The following is a 21,294-nucleotide window of genomic DNA, read 5'->3' as shown; positions in this document are numbered from 1 at the left end:
TGGTGGCGCCGACCGTCGTCGCGAAGGACAGCGTCTGGCCGGATTCATCGGGCGGACCGGCGGAAATCGCCGTGTGGAAATTGGCAAATGTCTGCGGACCGGCACTTTCCAGTGCGCTGGCCGAGGTGCCGCCGCTGAAGCTGGGCACGTCGTTGACCGCGGTGACGGTGATCGTGAAAGTCTGCGGCGCCGAGGTATCGACGCCACCGTTGGCCGTGCCGCCGTTGTCGTGCAGCAGCAGGGTGATGGTCGCCGTGCCGTTGGCGTTCGGCGCAGCGGTATAGGTCAGCGTGCCGGTCGGCGAAACCGCCGGAGCCGTCGCGAACAATGCCGCATTGGTATTGCCGGTGATCTGGAAATCCAGCACCTGGCCGTTGCCGTCGTTGTCGCTGATCGCCGTGGCCCAGTTGGCCACAGTCTGCACACCGGCGTCTTCCAGCGAGGTCTGCGCCGGCCCGGCGGTGAAGCTGGGGGCGTGGTTGATGCCGGTGACGGTGATGGTGAAGGTCTGCGTGGCCGAGGTGTCGACGCCGCCGTTGGCCGTGCCGCCGCTGTCGCTGACGCGCAGCGTGATGGTGGCCGTGCCATTGGTGTTGGGCGTCGGCGTATAGGTCAGCGCGCCGGTCGGCGAGATCGCCGGAGCCGCGCTGAACAGCGCCACATTGGTGTTGGCGGTGACGGCGAAGCTCAGCGTCTGCGCGGCTTCGTCGGTCGGACCGGCCGAAATCGCCGTGGCCCAGGGGTTGACGGTCTGCGCACCGGCGTTCTCGAACACGGTCTGGTTCGGGCCGGCGGTGAAGGACGGCGCATCGTTGACCGGCGTGACCGTGATGGTGAAGGTCTGCGCCGGCGAGGTGTCGCTGCCGCCGAACGCGGTGCCGCCGTTGTCGTGCAGCACGACGCTGACGGTCGCCGTGCCGTTGGCATTCGGCGCGGTGGTATAGGTCAGCGTACCTGTCGGCGAAATCGCCGGCGCGGTGGCGAACAGCGCGGGGTTGGAATTGGCGCTGATCTGGAAATCGACGATCTGGCTGCCGCCGTCGTTGTCGTTGATGGCCGTCGCCCAGTTGGCCACGGTCTGTGCAGCAGCGTCTTCCAGCACGGTCTGGTTGGCACCGGCGGTGAAGCTGGGCGCATGGTTGATCGCGTTGACGTTGATGACGAAGGTCTGTGCCGCGGACGTGTCCACGCCGCCGTTGGCGGTGCCGCCGTTGTCCTGCGCCACCACACTGATCGTGGCGATGCCGGAGGTGGCTGCGTTGGCGGTGAAGGTCAGCGTGCCGTTGGCGGCGACGGCCGGCGCGGCGCTGAAGCCGAGCGTGCCGGTAGTGCTGACGACCGTGGTGGTGAAGCTGACGGTCTGGCTGGCCTCGTCGGCCGGGCCGGCGCCGATGGCGGTGGCCCAGCCGGTAACGGTCTGCGCGCCGGCGCTTTCCGGCACGGCCTGGTCGGCGCCTTTGGTGAAGCTGGGCGCATCGTTTACCGGCGTGACGGTGACGGCAATGGTGGCGGGCGCAGACGGACCCTGGCCGTCGCTGCCGGTGACGGTGAAGCTGTCAGCGCCATTGGCGTTGGCATTGGGCGTGTACAGCACGGTGGCCGTGGTCGGGCCCGTGGAGGTGAGATTGGTTGCCGTGCCGGCAGTCGGAGCCGTGGCCACGCTGAAGGTGATATTGGCGCCTTCCGGATCGGTACCCGTCAGGGTGACCGTCAGCGGCTGGTCTTCCAGCGTGGTGACCGTCTGGCCGGCCACGGTGGGCGGATTGTTCTGCAGGTCGCGTACGTCGATGCGCAGGTAGACGCGCTCGTTTTCATAGGCGCCGAACAAGGTGGTGATGTCGATCGCGCTTTCGCCGCTGGTCGCATCGCCGGCGGGGTCGGTGGCCAGCGGCGTGGTGCCGGCCCAGTCGCCGACCTGGCCGTCGGCGGCGAAATTCGCCGCGATGGCAATGCCGCAGGCGATGAAGAACAGGGACAAAGTACGCCAGGCTGCCGTGTGCTTGACCCGGCGTGCGCCGAAGAAAGCCACCAGGCCGAGCATGACGAGCAGCATCGGCCAGGTCAGGAAGGGAATCGGCAGCGCCGGCAGGCCCAGCACGATGGGGCCGCCGCCGGTGGTGGTGAGCAGGTCGTCCTGGCCGGCGGCGCTCTGCGCCACCACGGCCAGGCGCAGCCCGCCGCTGTTGCCGATGCGCAGCGAAGTCATCGCATCGGCCAGCTCGATCACGTCGGCACCGCTGACGCCATTGTTCAGGCCGACCGCGTAGCCGCCGCCGATGGGCGTGGCGGCCGAGAAGCCCGCACCCACGCAGGTGGCGCGGCGCACGGCCACGACCTGGGGCGAGACGCCGCCGCTGACATCGACTTCAAGGCGCGAGTCCGCACCGGTCATCGCCGGCACGGTACAACCGCTGGCGGGGCTCAAGTCCCCGTCGACATAGACGGAGTAGGTATAGGTCTGGGCGCTCGCTGTGGTCGTTGCGACCAGCGCCAACAAGAAAGCGACGGCCGCCAAGGCCGCTCTACGAATACGCATGAACCCATCCCCATCAGAACCGATGCCGCCGCTACTTCTGTAGCGGACCGCTTTTCCCTGCCACACCGAATGGGATTTCACAGCGTCGGTAGCGAGCTCCCCTCGCCTGCCGACTCCCCCTCGATCGGGCCGCAAGGCCAAACCTGCTTGTACGTATGCTAAACCAAGGCCGTGAACAATTGTCTTTTCAGTGAACTATTCGACTGTTTATGGCTGGCCATACTCAATCGTCAAAAACCCCCAGGGCTTGTGCGCTAGGCAAATCGTCCACCCACCGCTAGGCTTTCAAGCCTTTGTCCCGCGCGAGTAAACCTGCCATGGCCATGCAATACCCCGAATTCATCTGGCAAAACGGTCACATCAAGCCCTGGGCCGAGGCGACTACGCACGTCATGTCGCATGCCTTGCACTACGGTTCCTCGGTATTCGAAGGCATCCGCTGCTACGACACGCCGGCCGGGCCGCAGATCTTTCGCCTGAGCGACCACAACAAGCGCCTGTTTCAGTCGGCCAAGATCTACGACATGGTCATTCCCTACGATCTGGCCCAGATCAACGCCGCCTGTCGCGAAGTGATCAAGGCCAACCATTTGCGCAAAGCGTATTTGCGTCCCCTCGCCTATCGTGGACTGGGCGGTTTCGGCCTTTCTGCCGACACGCCGACCGATGTGACCGTGGCAACCTGGGAAATGGGCCCGTACCTGGGGCCGGATGTACTGGAAAAAGGCATCGATGCCTGCGTGTCGAGCTGGCAGCGTTTTGCCCCGAATACCATCCCGGCCGGCGCCAAGGCCGGCGGCAACTACCTTTCCGGCCAGCTGATTGCACGCGAAGCGCGGCGCCTGGGCTTCGGCGAAGGCATTGCCCTGGCTTCCACCGGACTGCTCAGCGAAGGCGCCGGCGAAAACCTGTTCCTGGTCTTCAACGGCGCGCTGCATACCACGCCGGTGGCCAGCGCCATCCTCAATGGCATCACCCGCCATTCGGTCATTACCCTGGCCGAGGACAATGGCATCCGCGTGATCGAGCGCGACCTGCCGCGGGAATACCTGTACCTGTGCGACGAGCTGTTCATGGTCGGCACGGCGGCGGAAATCACGCCGATCCGCTCGGTCGACGGCAAGCCGGTCGGCGACGGCAAGCCCGGCCCGGTCACGGCACGCATCCAGGAGCTGTTCTTCGGCCTGTTCCAGGGCAAGACGCCGGACAAGTACGGCTGGCTGGAAGCGCTGGACGCGTGAGCGCCGGCTGGGACCGCGGCCGCCGAAAGGGCCGCGGTCTGATGCGTCACTGAGCCGCGGCGGCCGGCGCTACTTGCGCAGGCGGAAATCGAGGGTTGCCGCAGCCCCGCCCTGCGGGCGCGGACGCAGCGTGACTTTCCAGTCGTACAACTCGCACAGGCGCCGCACAATGGCCAGGCCCAGGCCGGCGCCTTTGCCCGACGCACCCTCGCCGCGGTAGCCGCGCTGGAACAGGCGCTCGGCATCTTCCAGCTTGATACCGGGACCGGAGTCCTCGACCACGACCTTGCCGTCGCCGATGCGCACGCGCACTTCGCCGGCAGGGGTGTACTTGAAGGCATTGCCGACCAGGTTGGTCAGGGCTACGGCCACGACCGAGGACGGTGCGACCACTTCCAGCGCTTCGTCCACTTCCAGGATGACTTCGACCGGTTTGTTGGCGAGGTGGGTGCGGTTGACCTCGATCACCTGCTCGGCCACGCGCGCCACATCGGTGGTCTCGCCGTCGCTAGGCGCCTCGCGCTGGCGCCGCGACAGCAGCAGCAGTGCTTCGGTCAGCTCGGTGGACTGGCGCGAGGCGCGCTCGATGCGCTTGAGCCGGTCACGCGATTTGTCGGCCAGGTTCGGCGCCGCCATGAGCAACTCGACCGTGGTCGCGATGACTGCCAGCGGCGTACGCAGCTCATGGCTGACGTCAGCATTGAATTCGCGATCCCGCTCGACCATTTCGGTCAGGCGCTCGCGATAGTCGTCCAGCGCCGCGGCCAGCTCGCCGACTTCGTCGTTGGCGTAGTGGGCGGCCAGGTTTTCCGGCGGCGCGCCGTTGCGGAAGGCACGCAGGCGCTCGGCCAGGTCGGCCACTGGCCGCATTACCCGTCGCGCCGACCACAGACCGAGCACGAAAGCCAGCACCGAGAACACGATGACGGCGACGATCAGCGCAGTAATCAGCTGGCGTTCGCCCAACTCTTCCTTGGCCACGTCGTAGCGGTAGAAAGCCCAGAGATCGGCCTCCTTGCGCACGGCCAGCTTGTACGGGCGCTCGCGGCCGTGTTCGTCGGCCTCGCGGATGTCATAGACGCCGGTGCCGTACTTCTGCCAGGCAAACGGCACGTTGGCGAACTTGCGTTCACTGACGATCAGCGCCGTAACCGGCGAAAACGGGAACTGGGCGCCTTCTTCCGGGTGCTCCCGCTTGAAATCGAGGAACTTGTTCACCCCGTCCTGCAACGAGGCATTGATGAGCTGGTCTTCCAGCGTACCGCGCAGGCCGACCACGGCCAGCGCGAACAGCGCCGTCAAGGCCATGCCGAACAGGCCAAAGGAAATGACGATGCGGCTGCGTAGCCGGCGGCGGTAGCGCACTCGTGCGATTACTGCGGCTTAGCTGCTGGCCGCATCCGGATCGGCCATGCGATAGCCGATACCGTGACGGGTCTGGATCAGCGGCTTGTCGAACGGCTTGTCCAGCGCCGCGCGCAGGCCGTGGATATGCACGCGCAGGGAATCGCTGTCCGGCAGCTCTTCGCCCCAGACCCGATGTTCCAGATCCTGGCGCGTAACGACCGACGGGCTGGCTTCCATCAGGAACTGCAGCAGCTTGAGCCCGATCGGGTTGAGCGGAATCTGCTTGCCGGCCCGGCTTACGGTGAGCGTATCGAGGTTGAAGCTGAGGTCGGCTACCTGCAGCACCCGGCTTTGCGGACCCTTGCCGCGCCGTGCCAGCACCAGCAGCCGGGCTTCCAGCTCCTGCAGGGCGAACGGCTTGGTCATGTAGTCGTCGGCACCGGAATCAAAGCCGGAAAGCTTGTGATCGAGGGCGTCGCGGGCAGTCAGCATGAGTACCGGCGTCTGCTTGCGCGCCTCCTGGCGCAGCTTGCGGCAGACTTCGAGGCCGTCCATGCCGGGCAAGGTGAGATCGAGCACGATGGCGTCGAAGTCATTGACCACGGCCAGGTGCAGGCCAGTGACGCCGTCGCCGGCGAAGTCGACGACGTGTCCCTTGTCCTCGAGGAAGTCGCCGACATTGGCGGCGATGTCACGATTATCTTCGATTACCAGTACGCGCATAGGCCTACTTTAACGAACTCCGTTTCGAATGGGGGATGCGCAGAGGATGCGGCGAAGGAACGGAGCGGCGGGAAGCGGCACGAAAGGCCAAGAAAAGATTGGCCCAAGGAGGTGCCATTGGGGGAACGCACCTCGCTTGGGCCAAATAGCTACTGCCCCGATTACCGTAGTCTGCTAGTCACGACCTGACCAGGAGTGTTCGCAGGATTACAGTGGCAGTGATGTTAGGAAGAGACGGCTTAAATCGCCGTTAAGCCGCCTTGATTCTGACGTTAAGATCTGAATGCGCTTGCGTATTGCGACTCAATCCAGCGCGGCGGTGGTTTGCAGCTCCACCGGCACCGTCTCGCTGGCGCGGCGGCAGATGCGCGTACCGGTAACCAGGCGACAGTCGTTCGGGTCCACGCTCTCTTCCGGCAGCTGCGCCACACCGCCGTTGAGGGCGAACACGAACTGGCGCGAGTAGCGGCGAGTGCCGGCCTCGAAGCTGCCGGGCACGAAGCGCCACTTGCGCAGTGCAGTCACGGCTGCCGTGTCGAAGATTGTTGCCGGGGTCGACTGCTCCACCTTGACGTCGCGCACGCGGCCGTCTTCATCCAGCACATAGGACAGCCGCACGTTGCCGCTGACGCCACGCAGCAAGGCGCGCTCCGGATAGCCCGGCTGTACCGCGTGGGCCGTCATCGGCTCGCGCAGCGTTGCCGATTCCAGCGGACCAGGCGTGGCTTCGGTCGGCGGTGCGGCCGGCGCAACGGCAGGAATACTGGCGAGCGGCGCGGGCGCGACCGCAGCGGGCTCGACCGTTGCGACAGGTTTGGTTTCCGGCGCGACAGGCGTCACAGCGGGTTGCAGCAGGCTCACGGCCGGCAGCGGACCAGCCTCGGGCGCAGCCTCCGTCAGCACGGGCAGACGCGGCAGGCGCAGCGAACGGCGGTCTACCGCCAGATCGCCGACAGCCGGCGCGGCCAGGCGGATCTGCACCGGCTCGCGCTGCAGCAACTCGCGGATCTGTTGCGGCGCCAGCAAAGTAAGCATGGAGCTGTTTTCCCAGGTCGCCCGCTGTGCGTAGCCCAGCACCATGACGGCGGCACCGACGACCAGCAGCGGCAGCAGGCGCACCGGCGCGCGCAGATCCAGCCGCGTCGTCGGCACCTTGGCAATATGCTGTACGCGCTCGAGCAGCACGCCGCCCGTGGCCGACAACGCCAGCGACGCCGGGCCTTCCAGGCGCAATTGCTCCAGATCGGCCAGGGTGGCGACGTAGTCGCGCGGATTGGCCTGGCCCAGTCCCAGCACCAGCGAGTCGCAGCAGATTTCACGCTGGTCGCGCAGGTCGCGCGAAATCCAATGCACGACCGGGTGGTAGAACAGAACGGTTTCGACAACGACCTGGAACAGGTTGACTAGATGGTCCCAGCGACGCAGGTGGCCAAGCTCGTGCGCGAGAATCAGCTCGATCTGCGCGGCCGGGAAACCCAGCGCGACGGCGGCAGGCAAAAGAATGACCGGACGTATCCAGCCGACCAGGGTCGGCGTTTCCACATCGCTGGAATACAGCAGGCCGACCTTGCCCAGGCCGAAGCGTGCGCAGAGCTGGCGCAGGCGGCCGCTCCAGTCCGGCATGGCCACGCCACCGCGGATCAGGCGGTTAAGACCGCGCCAATGCATCAGTGCGCGCAGGCTGAGCAGTGCCACACCCGCCGCCCAGAAGGCAACCAGCCAGGGCAGGTAGTCCATCCACTCGCCCAGCGCACCACCCGGAATCGCATAGACCGTACCTGCGTCCGTACTGACGGCGGCATGGGCGATCGCAGCCGTTGCCACAGCACCGTCGGCACTGAGCCACAGTGCCGTCACGACGGGCGCTGCGGCCAAGGCGAAGAAACAGATCATGCCCAGCGTATAGCGTGGGCCGCCGGCGCCGAGCTGGCGCCGCAGCAGGCCGAACACGGCACCGATAGCCGCGCCCTGCCAGAGAAAATGCAGTAATACCAGGCCGAGCAACTGCATGGCGGACGCCATTCCCCCGAAGGCGGCGTCCATTATTTCGACTCCCGGTCCAGCCGATTGATCAGCTGACGGATTTCCTTGAGCTCTTCCCGCGACGCGCTCTGGCTGCCCAGGGCATGCAGCACCAGCTGCGAGGCGGAACCGTCGAAGACCCGGTTGACCATGTCGGAAAGGAAGCGCTTCTGGGTGCGTTCCTTGCTGACGACGGCCCGGAACACATGGGCGCGCTGGGAATCGTCGCGTTCGACCAGACCCTTGGCATGCATGACCTGCATCAGTTTCAGTGCAGTGGTATAGCCGCCGCCGTCATGTGCGTAGAGCTCTTCGTGCACATCGCGGACCGTACCGCTACCGCGTTCCCAGAGGACGCCAAGAATGGCGAGTTCGGCCTCGGTCGGCTTGGGCAATTCAGAAACACGACGTGTAGTCACGGCAGCCCCACTCAACGAATGACTTCGTACAGCATGCCCCAGCCCCTGCCCGGCCGCAAGCGCAAGATCCGGGGCCGCCGCCGCAACACCAGACGGCGGCGCCCCCTTCTCCCGTCAATTGGTTCTAAGGCCGCCCTGGCGAACTTCGTTACGCAGGTAGTTTTGCGATTCGCGCCGCTCGCGTTCGCGCTCGGCAAAGGTGGTGCAGGTCTTCTGCTTGCGGTTGGAACCGGTCGGCGCAACGTTCTGGCAGATCAGCCGGCGGCCGTCCTTCTTGGTCAGGATGGCGTTGACCTCTTCCTGAGCTTCCAGCAGCTTGGCCTTGTCGCCGCCGGGCAGCTCGCCTACTTCGCTGCTGCTGGCCATCAGGGCAGTGATTTCGTCAAGGCGCTTTTCGACCGTGTCGCGCTCGCCGGCATCGACAAACTCCCAGCGACCGCCGGCCTTCATCTGCGAGCGTATCGCCGCGGCCTGGTCATCGAACTTTTCTTTGGTGGTGGCCTGCAGGGCAGGGTCCAGCTTTTCTGCTGCTACCGCGGCGAAGGACAGTGCAAAACCCAACGCGACCACGAACACTTTGGCGATACCTTTCACTGCGCTCACTCCGTCGGAACCCTGGAAACGTGTGCCCCCTGCGCACCGTCTGCGGCAAGGCCTGGGACAGCGGCCGGACGATGCTAGGCAAGCCTCCGACGGCTTGTCAACGACAATCTTCGTACGATGACATTACTTGACGAATGAACGAAGCTTCATTGACAGGCAGGACGAATGGCACATGTCTCGCGCACAGCGACTGGGCTTGCGCGGCTATCTATATACCGCGGCGTTTTCGCTTGAGCGCGCTGCTGCAGACGTAGTCGATGATGGCGCCAGCCACGTCGACCGAAGTGGCCGCCTCGATGCCTTCCAGACCTGGCGACGAATTGACTTCCAGCACGAGCGGACCGCGCTTGGAACGCAGCAGGTCGACGCCGGCGACATTCAGCTGCATGGTCCGCGCGGCCAGCAGGGCAATTTCCTGTTCGCGCACGGACAATTCCACTTCGCTCGCCGTGCCGCCCCGATGCAGATTGGAACGGAATTCGCCGGCACGCGCCTGGCGCCGCATCGCCGCGACCACCTTGCCACCGACCACGAAACAACGGATATCCGCGCCCTTGGCTTCGCGGATGAATTCCTGCACGAGGAAATTCGCATACAGGCCGCGAAACGCCTCGATCACGCTTTGCGAGGAAGAGCGCTTCTCCGCCAGCAGCACGCCCTGGCCTTGCGATCCCTCGTTGAGCTTGATCACATGCGGCGGTTCGCCCAGCAGAGCCAGAAGGTCGGCAGTGTCGTCGGGGTTGTCGCCGAACACCGTATCGGGCAGGCCGACCTCCTGCCGCGCCAGCAGCTGCAGGCAGCGCAACTTGTCGCGCGCGCGCAGCACCGCATCGGAACTGTTCGGGGTATATACGCCCATCATCTCGAACTGGCGCAACACCGCCGTACCGTAGAAGGTGATGGACGCACCGATGCGCGGAATCACCGCCGCATAGTCGGCCACCTGCTTGCCTTTGTAGTGAATGCTGAATTCGCCTGGCGAAATGCGCATGTAACAGCGCAGGGGATCCAGCACACGCACGCGATGGCCGCGGGCGCGGCCTGCCTCGATCAGGCGCCGGGTCGAGTACAATTTGGAATTACGCGACAAAATCGCAATATTCATACAATGGCTTTCGAGCGCCGACTCGCCCGCGGAACAGCGTCGGTAACTCAGGGGATAGCGGGAGCCGACACGCCTGGCGCCGAGTATCGGCGGGCAATGTTGCAATCGGCACCGGGCTACGGCGACGACCGGGCAATGCGAGACAAGCCGCACGATAACAAGAACGCCGTTGCGCGGGCTATCCCCGCTGCCACGCGTTGCGACCAGTGCGCCGATTGACGCCGGCCAATCCCGCGTGATTCCATGTGGTCGCCCTTGCGGCTGCTGATTGCCCTGACCCACTCCGAATTTCCGGGGTGCGTTTGTCTGTGCCTATCAGCAGGTTCCACATGTCTTCTTCCCCTACTCGTCTGCAACGGGCTTTCGCCCGGCACGGCATTGCGCTCGAACAACACGGCGCGGTCTATCAGGTTCGCCGCGGCCACAGCGAAGCACGCATTCTCCTTCCCCACGATCTGCCGCTTGAAGCCAAGGCGGTTTCCCAGTTGCTCGACTTTGCCGGCGTCGGCTGGCCGGACCGGCCACAGCCGGTACGCTGCGCCTGCGCCACGCCCGACTTTCATCCCGGCAGCCTGGCTCCAGTCGGCAGCATCGTCGCCACCGACGCCGACGTCGTCATTCCCGCCGCCATCGGCACCGACATCTACTGCGGCATGCGCCTGATTACCACCGGCCTGCGCCAGGATGCGCTGGCCGCGCACGAACCGCGCTGGATCCGCCACCTGACGCGGCGCCTGCTGGTCGGCGAAACCGACGTACCGGTGCCTTCGCAGGCATTCCGTGCCTTGTTCGCGCAGGGGCCACGGGCCTGCCTGGACGAGCTGGCCGCCGAGGGAGTCTGGGCAGCGGCCGACCGCGCGCGGCTGTTGCGCGAAGTTGCCGGCTGCGTAGGCCTGGACGGTCTCGTCGCCGACCCCGCCTACGCTCCCGAGCACCTGGTCGGTACGCGCGAACGCGTGCGCGCTGCCGACCTGGGCACGGTCGGCTCGGGCAATCACTTCGTCGAATTCCAGATCGTCGAAGCGATCCACGACCGCAACATCGCTCATGCCGCCGGACTGCGCCTGGGCGAAGTGGCAGTAATGATCCATAGCGGGTCGCGCGGCGTCGGTTTCCATGTCGGCCAGCGCTGGATGGACCAGGCCAGATCAGCCTGGCAGCAGGGCCACAAGCACCCGCCCAGCGGTCTGTATGCCTTGCGTGGCGCAGCGGCGCAGCAGTGCCTGGCGGCAATGGGCACCGCTGCACGTTATGCCTGGCTCAACCGTGTAGTGATCGCCGAATGGGTGCGGGAAGCACTGGAATCCTGCGTCGGTGCAGATGCCTCCCGCCTCGTGGTCGACGTACCGCACAACTTCGTCGCAGCGGAGCAAGGCCTGCATCTGCACCGCAAAGGCACGACGCCGGCGCATGCCGGCGACTGGGCCTTGCTGCCGGGCTCGATGGGCGATGCCTCGTACCTGGTCGCCGGACTGGGCAACCCCGACTGGCTGTGGTCGTGCAGCCACGGCGCCGGCCGCGCGCTGCGGCGACAGGTCGTGCGCCGCCAGGTCCGCCAGGACGGCGCAAGTAGTCCAACGTGGCGCTGCATCACACTGCGCGAAGAACGCCGCCTGCAGGAAGATCCTTCCGCTTACAAACCGATAGGCCCTGTGCTGCACAGCCAGGAGCAAGCCGGCCTGCTGCGTGCGGCGGTGCAACTGCGCCCATGGCTGACGTTCAAAGCGTAGTGATCCGAGACCATCGAATCCGGGGCAGGAACGTTCGCCCCGGATTCGTTTTGTTGGCGTGTCCATCGCTCTTGTATTTGCCGCAGCCACGCCCATCTGATGCAGCCATTGACTGGCTGCATCCACACCGCCAGACTTCGCCACCTTTTCGACCGACCGCCATGACCAACCAGCGCACGCCATTGCTGATATTGCCTCTGCTCCTGCGCGCAAGCGCGGGCATGGTGCGCCTGTCGCCGGTACTGGTCGAGCGCGGATCCTGACGATCCTCGCGTTCCTAACACCGCACAGAAGCACCCGCCCGGGTGCTTTTTTTTCGCCTGAATTTCCCGCCAACCCATCGAAGCCAAGGAGAACGTGTCGTGAATACCGCCGCGCCCGAGTCGCAAACCTAGCCGCGCGCCCTGTTGCCAACCGGAGCGCGCGGCCTCCGACGTTGGCAACAAGTGGAAATAATCATGACTACCAAAACCCTCGCACGCTGGCGCAACCTCGGCATCATTGCGCATATCGACGCCGGCAAGACCACACTGACCGAACGCCTGTTGTGGAAGACCGGCACCATCCACCGCATGGGCGAAGTCCATGACGGCGCCGCCACCACCGACTTCGGTGCGATCGAGCGCGCGCGCGGCATCACCATCGGCGCGGCCGCAGTACAGGCGCAATGGACGCCGCAGGGCGGCCAAGCGCATCGGCTGACCCTGATCGATACGCCCGGACACGTCGACTTCGCCATCGAAGTCGAACGTTCGCTGCGCGTGCTCGACGGCGCCGTCGCCGTGTTCTGCGCCGTTGCCGGCGTGCAGCCGCAATCCGAAGCAGTGTGGCGCCAGGCGCGCCGTCACGGCGTGCCGCTGATCGCCTTCGTCAACAAGATGGACCGCACCGGCGCGGCGTTCGACAACGTACTGCAGCAAATGCGCGAAAAGCTCGACGCGACGCCGTTGCCGCTGGGCCTGCCGCTGGGCGCAGAAAACCTGTTGCGCGGCTGGATCGACCTGGTCGGCGAAACCACGGTGCTGTGGGACGAGTCAGGCGATGCCACGCGCACGCCCTGGACCGCGGCGGAAGCGACCGAGTATTCGCCGCAGCGCCAGCGCCTGGTCGAAGCCGTCGCCGATGGCGACGACACGATGGCAACGGCCTATCTCGAAGGCCGTCGCGTCGATGCCGCCGAACTCAAGGCGGCCTTGCGTCGCATCACGCTGAGCGGCAACGGCGTGCCGGTGCTGGCTGGGTCGGCGTTCAAGACCAAGGGCATGGAATGCCTGCTCGATGCCATCGTCGACTTTCTGCCGTCGCCGCTGGATCGCGCTGCGGTCTGCGCGCAAGGCGAACACGGCGAAGTGCTGCTGCCGCCCGATCCGGAAGGCCCGCTGGCCGGGCTGGTGTTCAAGATCGCGCACCAGGAACACGGTCCACTGACCTTTGTGCGGCTCTATTCGGGCCGCCTGAAAGTCGGCGACACGGTATGGGCGTCGCGGCGCGAACGCAGCGTGCGTGTCGGCCGCCTGGTGGTAGTACAGGCCGATCGCGGCGATGACGTTGAGCAGGCTTGTGCCGGCGAGATCGTCGCCGTGCTGGGCTGGAAAGATGCGGTCAGTGGCGAAAGCCTGAGTGCACCGGGCCAGCATCTGCAACTGGCCAGCATCCAGGCGCAGCCGGCAGTGCTGTCCTGGCGCCTGAACGCCGCCAGGCCGGCCGATCTCCTGCGGCTGGGACAAGGCTTGGCCAGCCTGGCCCAGGAAGATCCGTCGTTCCGCGTCGGTACCGATGCGGACAGCGGCGAAACCCTGGTCTGGGGCATGGGCGAGCTGCATCTGGAGGTGATGGTCGAACGTCTGCGCCAGGACTGGAAGGTGGAGGTCAAGACGGGTACGCCACGCGTCGCGTACCAGGAAACTCCTGCCCGTGCCGTGCAAGGTATCGAAGGCAAGCTGGACAAACAGAACGGCGGTTCGGGCCAATACGCCCGTATCGTCATCGACGTCGCGCCGCGCAGCGACGGAGAGATTGTGTTTGTCGACCGCAGCAGCGGCGGCGTCATCGCGAAGAACTTCGTCGCGGCGACGGAAAAAGGTGTCCGTGCAGCCCTGGCGGAAGGCCCGCGCGGCTATCCGGTGATCGGCCTTGACGTGACCCTGCGCGATGGGCAGATGCACGCGGTGGATTCGTCCGATGTCGCATTCCAACGCGCCGCGGCCGAAGCGATCAAGACGGCGCTGGCCCTGGCCGGCACCACCTTGCTGGAACCGGTGATGCAGCTGCAGGTGGATACGCCGCTGGCAAATGTCGGCGACGTAATCGGCGACCTGCAACGGCGCGGCGGTCGCGTCAGCGGCATCGTCGAACAGGGCAGCCGCAGCGACATCGCGGCGCGTGTTCCGCTGGCGCAGCTGTCGGGCTATACCACGACGCTGCGTTCGCTGACCCAGGGACGCGCCAGCGCCAGCATGAGTTTCGACCGCTACGAACCGGCACGCCTGCCGGCAGCAGCAACACTGGCCGCATGAAGTACGACGGAGGGGCCGCGATGGCCCCTCCTTTTTGTCCATTCAAGGGAATGGAATTTTCCATGAATGTCTGCGCGGCCATGTAACGCCGCTGCAACGCCCCAGTCCTTGCCGGCACGCCGCCGCCCGACTGTTCGCCCGTCTCGCCCTGCCGCGGCATCCCCCGGCGTCAGAATAGTTGTCGCCCCGATAAACTCAGCAGGCAGGGGCGAAGGAAAGTAGAACGTGGCTCGATATAGACAAGCGTTTAAAGATCGGATGGTGGCGCGCTTGCTGCCGCCGGAGAGTGCGGAGGTGAGTGTGGTATCGCGGGAGGCTGGTGTTTCGGCAGAGACGCTGGGGCGCTGGCGTAGCGAGGCCTTGGCGAAGGGCCAGAAGAGCGGAGGCTGGACCGCGGTGGCGCGCTTTGAAGCGATTCTTGCGACGGCAGGAATGAGCGAGGAAGACAAGGCGGGGTGGTGTCGACGGCAAGGGATTTTCCCGAGTGAGCTGGTCGAGTGGCGAGAAGCCGCGACGGGAGCGCTGGAAGTGCCAGGTCATCGAGCAGCCAACGAATCGACGACGGCGGCGGAGCGCCGGCAGATCAAGGAACTGGAGCGCGAGCTGCGGCGTAAGGACAAGGCGCTGGCCGAGACAGCGGCGTTGCTGGTGCTGTCAAAAAACTCCCGGCGATCTTCCACAAGGACGCGGACGAATGATCGCGAAGGAAGATCGCCAGCGGATGGCCAAGGACATTGGCGTGGCACAGGACAGCGGGGCGCGCCTGGCTCCGGCGTGCGCGCTGGCGGGTATCGATGTGCGTACGCTGCAGCGCTGGAAGACGGTGGATGGCGTAGAACGCGGCGACCAGCGTCCGCATGCTCTTCATCACCGGTCTGGCCACGTAGGCTTCGAACGAGAAAGGTTGTGCCTACCTGCGCCCTCACATCCGCAGGAAGCTTGAACCGGACATACAGGCCGCCAGGGCGGCGCAACAGCAACGGTGTCGGCACGAAGGATACCTAAAAAGGATACCTCGGCTGAGGAAAATCCCAGGCATTGATCCTTCGATAACTCACTGAACCTGCACGGAAAAAAAGCCACGTCGTACAGTTTGTGGAGCGGGCGATGGGAGATCCGATTGTCGCGATCTAACCAGCTGAAAAACCTGCACTATCTCAGCCAGCGACCTCGAAAAAACGATACCCAAAACGATACCTAGAACCACCAGAACGCGGGATGCACTATAGCCTGCTGGATATGAAAGGGCGCCACGGTCAGGCCGTGACGCCCTACCCTTCAGTCTTCGTCTGGCATCAGAACGGTCGCGACGCATTCGCCCTGGTCGCCTGGTCCCAGAACGAGGGCTAACGTGGTGAGTCGAGGGCGGCGACCGCCCCGCGGCACGACGTAAACCTGGAACGCCACGCGTCCCGTTTGGCCACGCCGGGCAGCGGCCCGAGCAGCGACCGAAGCCATCCAAAGCACATCCCAGAGACGACCATCCTCGTCCTGCGGCACTTTCTCGGCAGAGCCCCAGCCAACGCACGTCGCCCAGACTCGGGCCGTGAGGGCCACCGGCACCTTGAAGCCCGCCTCCCCCGTCATCGCACTGGCATCCACAAGGACCCCGTCTTTCAACGCGTCCGCTCGACTGTAGGTGTGGATAACATCGCCTTCCTCAAACATGGTGCCTCCGTCGTTGTTGGTCCGGTTCCGGACAACGGTCCCGGTGTCTGGGGACGGAGACCCCGCTGCCCGCAGTGAGGCGCGGTCCAGTGGGGAGCGCAGCGGACAGCAGGCCGGCAGGCGCGGGCTGGAGGGAGGCACGACCGACGACACGGGCCGGCCTGCTGCACTTGACCGGGGAAGCCGAGCGGAGCGGAAAAGCAGCAGTACCTTCACTGCAGGAATACCATCAACTCGGTTCCAGGGAGAAGACGATGCTGAGCGTGCTCCGACCAGAAACCCTGTCCTTCATCTCGCAGTTTCCTGGCGGGTTGATTCCCCTGCCCTCTCCCGGGGAGCCGGATTCGGTCCTAGTCGTGAAGGTGCCCAAGGAATACATCCTTGCTGCTGTGCTGAAGCGCGGATTCAAGGTTTACGTTTTGCCCATCCACGTTGCAGATACGGACACCGCGTTCTTAGTGTCTGCCTTCTTTGACGACGAGGAAGAGCCGTTGGCAATACGCACCCCCTTACTCCGGGGTTGGCTCACGAGCCTGCTGCTGATGCGCCTCTTAACGGATGAAATCAATGTCCACTTTTTCGATGAACATGACCGAGAACATGCAGCCTTCAAGGCACGTCTGAACGTTCCGGTGGCAACTCGGCAATTACTGCTTCACTCAGAGTTGCTTCCCGAAACAAATTTCAATGCCCGAGCAGTTTTGGACGAGGCCGGGCGCATTTTTGGCCTGAGGGACACAGCCAGCGAAGCGGCCGCGATAGACGTGGAGTTCGGTGAATCCCTTATGCCAGAGGATTTATTTATGGCGGACATGCGCCCCGACTTACACGCTTTCCATGGAAGCAAAGGATGGAGTGAGTGGGCCTTGGTCCGAGAAGAACCAGGCCCGGCTCATGAAGTCGATATAGCACAACTGCTCCAGCGAATATTCCCCGCCAACACCATCTACATCAATCCAAAGCGCCCAAACAACGACAGAGAAATTGCTGATGTACTGGTTATAACGAGCCAGGTAGTTCTGATTTTGCAGGCTAAGGACAGCCCGAATACAGCCAAGGGACTTATGGCACCTCTGGACAAAAAAAGACGCAAGGTCATGAGCGCAGTGAGCGACGCTGCCCGGCAAGTCAAACGCGCTGCTCAGTACATCAGGAGCAGTCCGACGTTGGTCATGAAGGTGGGGGGCGCCACCGTTCAAATCGAACTCAATGGCCGCCCGATTGCCGGACTCGTGGTCGTCAAGGAACTGTTTCTGGATTCCTACGACGAATACACGTCCATTCTTCTTTCACTTTCCAGCACCATCAACGGCCCATGCATCGTTCTGGACTACCCAGAATTGAATGCCTACACCAAGTACTTGAGGGACGAAAACAGTTTTCGAGAAGCGTTCATGCGTGTTTTCGATGCGGGGCGTGAAACGGGGCGCTTTTTACGACTTCGATTCGGCCTGAGCGACCCTGAAGGCTCCTCGGACCAAACAAACGGTTTGAATGTCCGCGTAGGGCAACCGTTTTTCGCTCGGAAAGTTCCGGGGATTTAGGTCTTACTGCTCCCGGCGTCCACCCGCCGCCGCCGCGGCGGCCGGTACGGCTGCTCTTTCAGGCGCCCCTCAAGGCGTCGGGCAAAGCTCGGAAAGCCCACTCCGTACACCGCGGCCAGTTCCCGAACGTGAAGCAGGTCCCGCCCGCGCCCGCCCACTTCGAGCGCCGAGAGCCACGTTTGGGGACGGTTTGCGATATGGCTGGCGCGCTTCTCCGCCCTGACAGCCAGCCGCAGAGAACCGACCCAGCCAATGCCAGTATTGCTGGGCTGGCCGGCAAGGTTCGTCCGCAATCAACGGGACGTCCCAAAAGCAAGAAGGGGCCTTTCGGCCCCGTCTTATTGTGCTGGCAGCGCTTCGAGCGCACCGCTCTACCCTATTGCTGGCAGTACACCGTACACAGCATCTGCGCGCCCGCGTCGGAGCATGCGAGCACCACGCGGCGGCAGATGGGACCTCCGCCGTCGATGGAGTAGTTGCTGCCGGTGCGGTTGGCCACGAACGCCGCCATGTCGCGGGCTTCCTGGAACCCGTTGCGGCCCCATTCGCGCCGGATGGGCCGTTCGCTCATGGTCGGATACTGCACGTTGAGCGAATCGCGGGCGCCGAGGTAATCCGACTGGATTCCGTTGGGGGTTATGGTGATTTTCACCCGCGCGCAGTCGCCGTCGTTGTTGCAGAAATCCACGGTGATGGAGGAACCGATGCTGCCGAACTGGATGCCTCCGGTAACGCCGCCGGTACCGCCTTCGATGTAAGCGCCGGTGGCCGGGGACAGTACGCCGTGGATCATGCGGGAGAGCGTCCCACTGACGGCGGCGGAACTGTTCCGCCCCGACAGCAGCTCGTTGACGCGCTCCAGGAACTCAAAGCCTTCGCCGCTGGGGTATTCCCAGCCGATGGCCTGCGGGCTGAACGAACGCGGTGCGATGGCGCCGTGGGTCAGCCCGAGCCGGCTGATGTCCACCCGGTGCGTCTTGGAAAACGCGTTGGGATCGATGAGGTGGATGGCGCGCATTTCGCTGAAAATGCTCGCGACGTCCGAATCCACGGTCATCTCCCACAGCGTGCGTACCGCGACCCCGGAGGGCGTCTGCACGCGCGCGCCTTCGGTCGGCTGCGGCTCAACGGGAATCGCGTCCAGCACGAAGTTGTTGGGGACGTCCAGATACACCTTGAACTTGCGGATCGAATTCCCGGCAAGGTCGTACACGAAGCGCAGGCCGAGTCCCGGCGTGGACAGGGCCAGCTGTTCCTCCTGCGCCGCCGAGCAGTTGTTGCACGCCACCGCGGGGACGGCCGCCCTGGCCTCACCGATGGCACCCCACGCGGCCATGCACAGCACGGCAGCCACGAACTTTTTCATCTTTCACTCCTGTGAACAATTTCCCCTGAGCTTGACTATAGCGCAACCGTGTTGCGCTCCGGACCGGCGCGGCGCGCCGACCCTACGAACGGGTGGTAGTGGTGGTTCGTGCCCTCGCGGGGAGGCTGCACCGACAGCCGAGAGTGGCCGTCGTCGGGGCGACGGCGCGGGTCAGGCCCCGGGCTTGCGCCGCTTGAGCGGACGCACGGGCTTGCTCGCCAGCCGCTGTTCGAGGTCGGCCGCAAAGGCCAGGAAATCGCTGCCGTAAAGGGCAGCCAGTTCGCGCACTTGAAACAGGTCCAAGCCCCGGTCGCCGGTCTCGATGGACGACACATAGGACTGCGGGCGACCCAGGCGCGCCGCCGCCTCCTGCTGCGTCAGGCCGGCTTCCAAACGGCGATCGCGGAGCAGCGCGACCAGCAGCGCGTGCTCCGGGGTGTGGATCGAGGCGCGACGCATGTCCGGCACCAACCAAGGGTCGGCCACGGTAGTGCGTGCGCACCTTCATCGAAAACTCGAATAAATATCCATATTGCGGATAATATGCAGTCATGGCGCGCGGGTGCAATCGGTCTAGGTGGAGGGATGCCGATGGAGATGGCTGGAGACGACGCAGCAGGCTTACAGCGCCGTCCGGGCGCACTCGTCGGCCAGCCAACGTCGGACCCGCGGCAGCCAATCGGCCGCCGCAGGCCCCACGGCTTCGCCACTCATGAGGGCCGCGCTGAGGTCGGGAGGAAGGGCCTCGGGGGGAAGGGCGGCCAGGACGCGGCGAAGTTCGGTGCGCAGGCGTTCGGAGGGGTCGAAGCCCGGGCGGTGCGGGGCGGCGGCCTCGGCGACCAAGGAAACGAGACGCTGAACGGTGAAGTACATCGGGTTGGGCGGTCCTTACGGCGTGGGTTCGACTTCAATCTTGTCCAGCACCGAAACGACACCGGAGACTTTTCCGACTTCGCGGAGGACCGCGTCCCGGGTCTGCCGCGTCCGCGCAGTGCCTCTCAGCGACACCACACCATCGCTGACCTGAACCTCGATGCGATGGAAATTGACCAGGTCGTCGGCAGCCAGGCGGCGGCGCACAAGGGCTTCCGTCAGCGCGTCGGCTTCCGGGTTGTCCGCCAAGTCGGCAGGGCCGGCGGCGGCGGCCGGAAACACGGTCAGCGCGAGGAAGAGCGCGAGCAACCAGCGCGGGAGATTGAGGGTCGGCATGACAGGTGGACTCCGTGGGGCGCCTTGAGCGACGCACGGGGAATCCTCCGCATGTCGGCGCGCGCAGGGCATTCCCAAATGGGAATGGCGCACATCTTGGGAGCCGCACATGGACGCTGATAACCGTTTGGTCGGCGCCCTGTTCGAAAACCTCACGGAGACCGACTGGGCGAATGCGTTCCTCGCTGGCGTGTGCGAAGCGACCCGCAGCCCAGCGGGCGCCGTGCTGCAGGTGGACGTCGCCTCGCGGAAGCAAACCCTGCCCGCGTACTTCGGTCAGGGCCACGCAATGGCGGTAGCCTTCGAGCAGGAACACGCCATCAGGAACCCCTGGCGCCCGGTCGATGAGTCCAAAGGCCCGCCGCCGGGCTCGGTCGTGGTGCCCGACGACTTCCTGCCCCTATCGTCGCTCCGCCGAACCGAATTCTGGGCCGATTTTCTGCGCCCCATGAGGGTGGACCACGGCGGCGGTTTGATTGGGTTCCGTTCGCAGGAGCGCGTCGTCAGCCTGACGCTGTTGCGGTCGGCCCACGCAGGCCCCTACGACGCGCAGGAACGCGCGTGGCTTCGTCGCGTGGCGCCGCACTGGGTCAACGCCTGCAACCTCAGAAACCGACTCGTCCCGGACGAGAGCTACGGGTCGGACGCCACTCGGGCGCTGGACGCGCTGGGCACCGCCGCGTTTTTCTTCGACGAGCGGGGTCGGTGCACCCGCCGGAACGCCGCCGCGGATTTGCTGCTCAGCCAAGGCGACTTGGTGCGGCTGCGGGGCGGACACCTTGTTGCCGCACATCCAGACAGCGGCGCTCTGTTCGCATCGACCGGGGCAACGACGGCGTTGCGCCGGCGGGACGGAAGCGTGGCGGGGCACGCGGCCGCCCACCGCCTTCCCGGGCACGGTGCGTTGGGGAGCGCGCGAACGGTGGTTTTTGTGGAGCCTGTGGAGGCAACGCGCCCGCGGGCACTGCGGCAAGCCTTAGCCGCCGTGTATGGGCTGACCCCACGGGAGGCAGAACTGGCGGTGCGGCTGGCCGATGGCGACGACTTGCCGCGAGCGGCAGGCCAGATGGGAATCGCCCCTGGCGCAGCACGGACTCGGCTCAAGGTCGTTTTTGGAAAGACGGGCGTGCGGCACCAAGGCGGCTTGGTCGCTCTAGTGAAAAGTCTGAGGGCGGTGCTCGGCCCGGCCGAATGAAGCACTCCGAGCGCGGGAGAGGCGGCCGGGCTGACGAGACCCGGTGGCCGCATTTGGAAAAGACACACAA

18 protein-coding genes and 1 pseudogene are annotated in these 21,294 nt (G+C 65.1%); 7 read left to right on the top strand and 12 right to left on the bottom strand.

The window, feature by feature from the left end:
• On the bottom strand, positions 1-2,536 hold a 2,536-nt coding region (locus DFR29_RS29025; RefSeq protein ID WP_166653908.1), incomplete at its 3' end, for an Ig-like domain-containing protein.
• A 317-nt stretch (positions 2,537-2,853) separates the two neighbouring features.
• Here DFR29_RS29025 and DFR29_RS06120 point away from each other — a divergent pair.
• A complete protein-coding gene (locus DFR29_RS06120) occupies positions 2,854-3,777 on the top strand; it encodes a branched-chain amino acid transaminase (protein ID WP_133817706.1) in 924 nt (307 codons plus the stop codon).
• A 69-nt stretch (positions 3,778-3,846) separates the two neighbouring features.
• Here the strand turns inward: DFR29_RS06120 and DFR29_RS06115 are convergent, their stop codons facing one another.
• The 6 genes from DFR29_RS06115 to rimK form a co-directional block, all read right to left on the bottom strand.
• Positions 3,847-5,142: a sensor histidine kinase gene (locus DFR29_RS06115; protein WP_133817705.1), complete on the bottom strand. Its 1,296-nt coding sequence runs from the start codon at positions 5,140-5,142 to the stop codon at positions 3,847-3,849.
• Between the two features lie 18 nt (positions 5,143-5,160).
• Positions 5,161-5,847, bottom strand: a complete 687-nt coding sequence (locus DFR29_RS06110) for a response regulator transcription factor (protein ID WP_133817704.1) — start codon at positions 5,845-5,847, stop codon at positions 5,161-5,163.
• Between the two features lie 303 nt (positions 5,848-6,150).
• Positions 6,151-7,890 carry a M56 family metallopeptidase gene (locus DFR29_RS06105; RefSeq protein WP_133817703.1) on the bottom strand — a complete coding sequence of 580 codons (1,740 nt, stop codon included), beginning with the start codon at positions 7,888-7,890 and terminating at the stop codon, positions 6,151-6,153.
• On the bottom strand, positions 7,890-8,288 hold the full coding sequence (locus DFR29_RS06100; RefSeq protein ID WP_133817702.1) for a BlaI/MecI/CopY family transcriptional regulator: 399 nt from the start codon (positions 8,286-8,288) through the stop codon (positions 7,890-7,892). Before DFR29_RS06100 ends, DFR29_RS06105 begins: the two co-directional genes overlap by 1 nt.
• 114 nt (positions 8,289-8,402) lie before the next feature.
• Entirely contained in the window at positions 8,403-8,882 is a 480-nt protein-coding gene (locus DFR29_RS06095; protein WP_133817701.1) for a hypothetical protein, read from the bottom strand.
• A 217-nt stretch (positions 8,883-9,099) separates the two neighbouring features.
• Positions 9,100-9,996 carry a 30S ribosomal protein S6--L-glutamate ligase gene (gene rimK, locus DFR29_RS06090; RefSeq protein ID WP_133817700.1) on the bottom strand — a complete coding sequence of 299 codons (897 nt, stop codon included), beginning with the start codon at positions 9,994-9,996 and terminating at the stop codon, positions 9,100-9,102.
• 329 nt (positions 9,997-10,325) lie between these two features.
• Here rimK and DFR29_RS06085 point away from each other — a divergent pair, with 329 nt between their 5' ends.
• From DFR29_RS06085 to DFR29_RS30460, 4 genes and pseudogenes are all read left to right on the top strand, one after another.
• Positions 10,326-11,726 (top strand): RtcB family protein, encoded by a 1,401-nt coding sequence (locus DFR29_RS06085; protein WP_133817699.1) that lies wholly within the window; start codon positions 10,326-10,328, stop codon positions 11,724-11,726.
• 458 nt (positions 11,727-12,184) lie between these two features.
• Entirely contained in the window at positions 12,185-14,242 is a 2,058-nt protein-coding gene (gene fusA, locus DFR29_RS06080; protein ID WP_133817698.1) for an elongation factor G, read from the top strand.
• Positions 14,243-14,467: 225 nt separating this feature from the next.
• Positions 14,468-14,611: pseudogene (locus DFR29_RS30465) on the top strand (transposase); the annotation flags it as partial.
• 325 nt (positions 14,612-14,936) lie between these two features.
• Positions 14,937-15,185, top strand: a complete 249-nt coding sequence (locus DFR29_RS30460; protein ID WP_425598825.1) for a hypothetical protein — start codon at positions 14,937-14,939, stop codon at positions 15,183-15,185.
• 335 nt (positions 15,186-15,520) lie between these two features.
• On the opposite strand, the gene DFR29_RS06070 is transcribed toward DFR29_RS30460, so the two are convergent.
• Positions 15,521-15,910 carry a DUF6573 family protein gene (locus DFR29_RS06070; protein WP_133817696.1) on the bottom strand — a complete coding sequence of 130 codons (390 nt, stop codon included), beginning with the start codon at positions 15,908-15,910 and terminating at the stop codon, positions 15,521-15,523.
• A gap of 254 nt (positions 15,911-16,164) precedes the next feature.
• Between DFR29_RS06070 and DFR29_RS06065 the strand changes: the two genes are divergently transcribed.
• Positions 16,165-17,454, top strand: coding sequence for a hypothetical protein (locus DFR29_RS06065; protein WP_133817695.1), 1,290 nt, complete (start codon positions 16,165-16,167; stop codon positions 17,452-17,454).
• A 376-nt stretch (positions 17,455-17,830) separates the two neighbouring features.
• Here DFR29_RS06065 and DFR29_RS06060 read toward each other — a convergent pair whose 3' ends face one another.
• The 4 genes from DFR29_RS06060 to DFR29_RS06045 form a co-directional block, all read right to left on the bottom strand.
• On the bottom strand, positions 17,831-18,820 hold the full coding sequence (locus tag DFR29_RS06060; protein ID WP_133817694.1) for a hypothetical protein: 990 nt from the start codon (positions 18,818-18,820) through the stop codon (positions 17,831-17,833).
• A 171-nt stretch (positions 18,821-18,991) separates the two neighbouring features.
• Positions 18,992-19,279 carry a helix-turn-helix domain-containing protein gene (locus DFR29_RS06055; protein ID WP_133817693.1) on the bottom strand — a complete coding sequence of 96 codons (288 nt, stop codon included), beginning with the start codon at positions 19,277-19,279 and terminating at the stop codon, positions 18,992-18,994.
• Positions 19,280-19,441: 162 nt separating this feature from the next.
• Positions 19,442-19,693 (bottom strand): hypothetical protein, encoded by a 252-nt coding sequence (locus DFR29_RS06050; RefSeq protein ID WP_133817692.1) that lies wholly within the window; start codon positions 19,691-19,693, stop codon positions 19,442-19,444.
• Between the two features lie 15 nt (positions 19,694-19,708).
• Positions 19,709-20,029, bottom strand: coding sequence for a BON domain-containing protein (locus tag DFR29_RS06045; protein WP_166653907.1), 321 nt, complete (start codon positions 20,027-20,029; stop codon positions 19,709-19,711).
• A gap of 109 nt (positions 20,030-20,138) precedes the next feature.
• On the opposite strand from DFR29_RS06045, the gene DFR29_RS06040 reads away from it, so the two are divergent.
• A complete protein-coding gene (locus DFR29_RS06040) occupies positions 20,139-21,224 on the top strand; it encodes a helix-turn-helix transcriptional regulator (protein ID WP_133817690.1) in 1,086 nt (361 codons plus the stop codon).
• Positions 21,225-21,294: the final 70 nt, after the last annotated feature.

Source organism: Tahibacter aquaticus (genome assembly GCF_004363655.1).
In the GTDB taxonomy this organism is placed as follows: Bacteria; Pseudomonadota; Gammaproteobacteria; order Xanthomonadales; family Rhodanobacteraceae; genus Tahibacter; species Tahibacter aquaticus.
The sequence above is the reverse complement of the archived record's forward strand: the minus strand, read 5'-3'. Positions and strand labels throughout refer to the sequence as shown.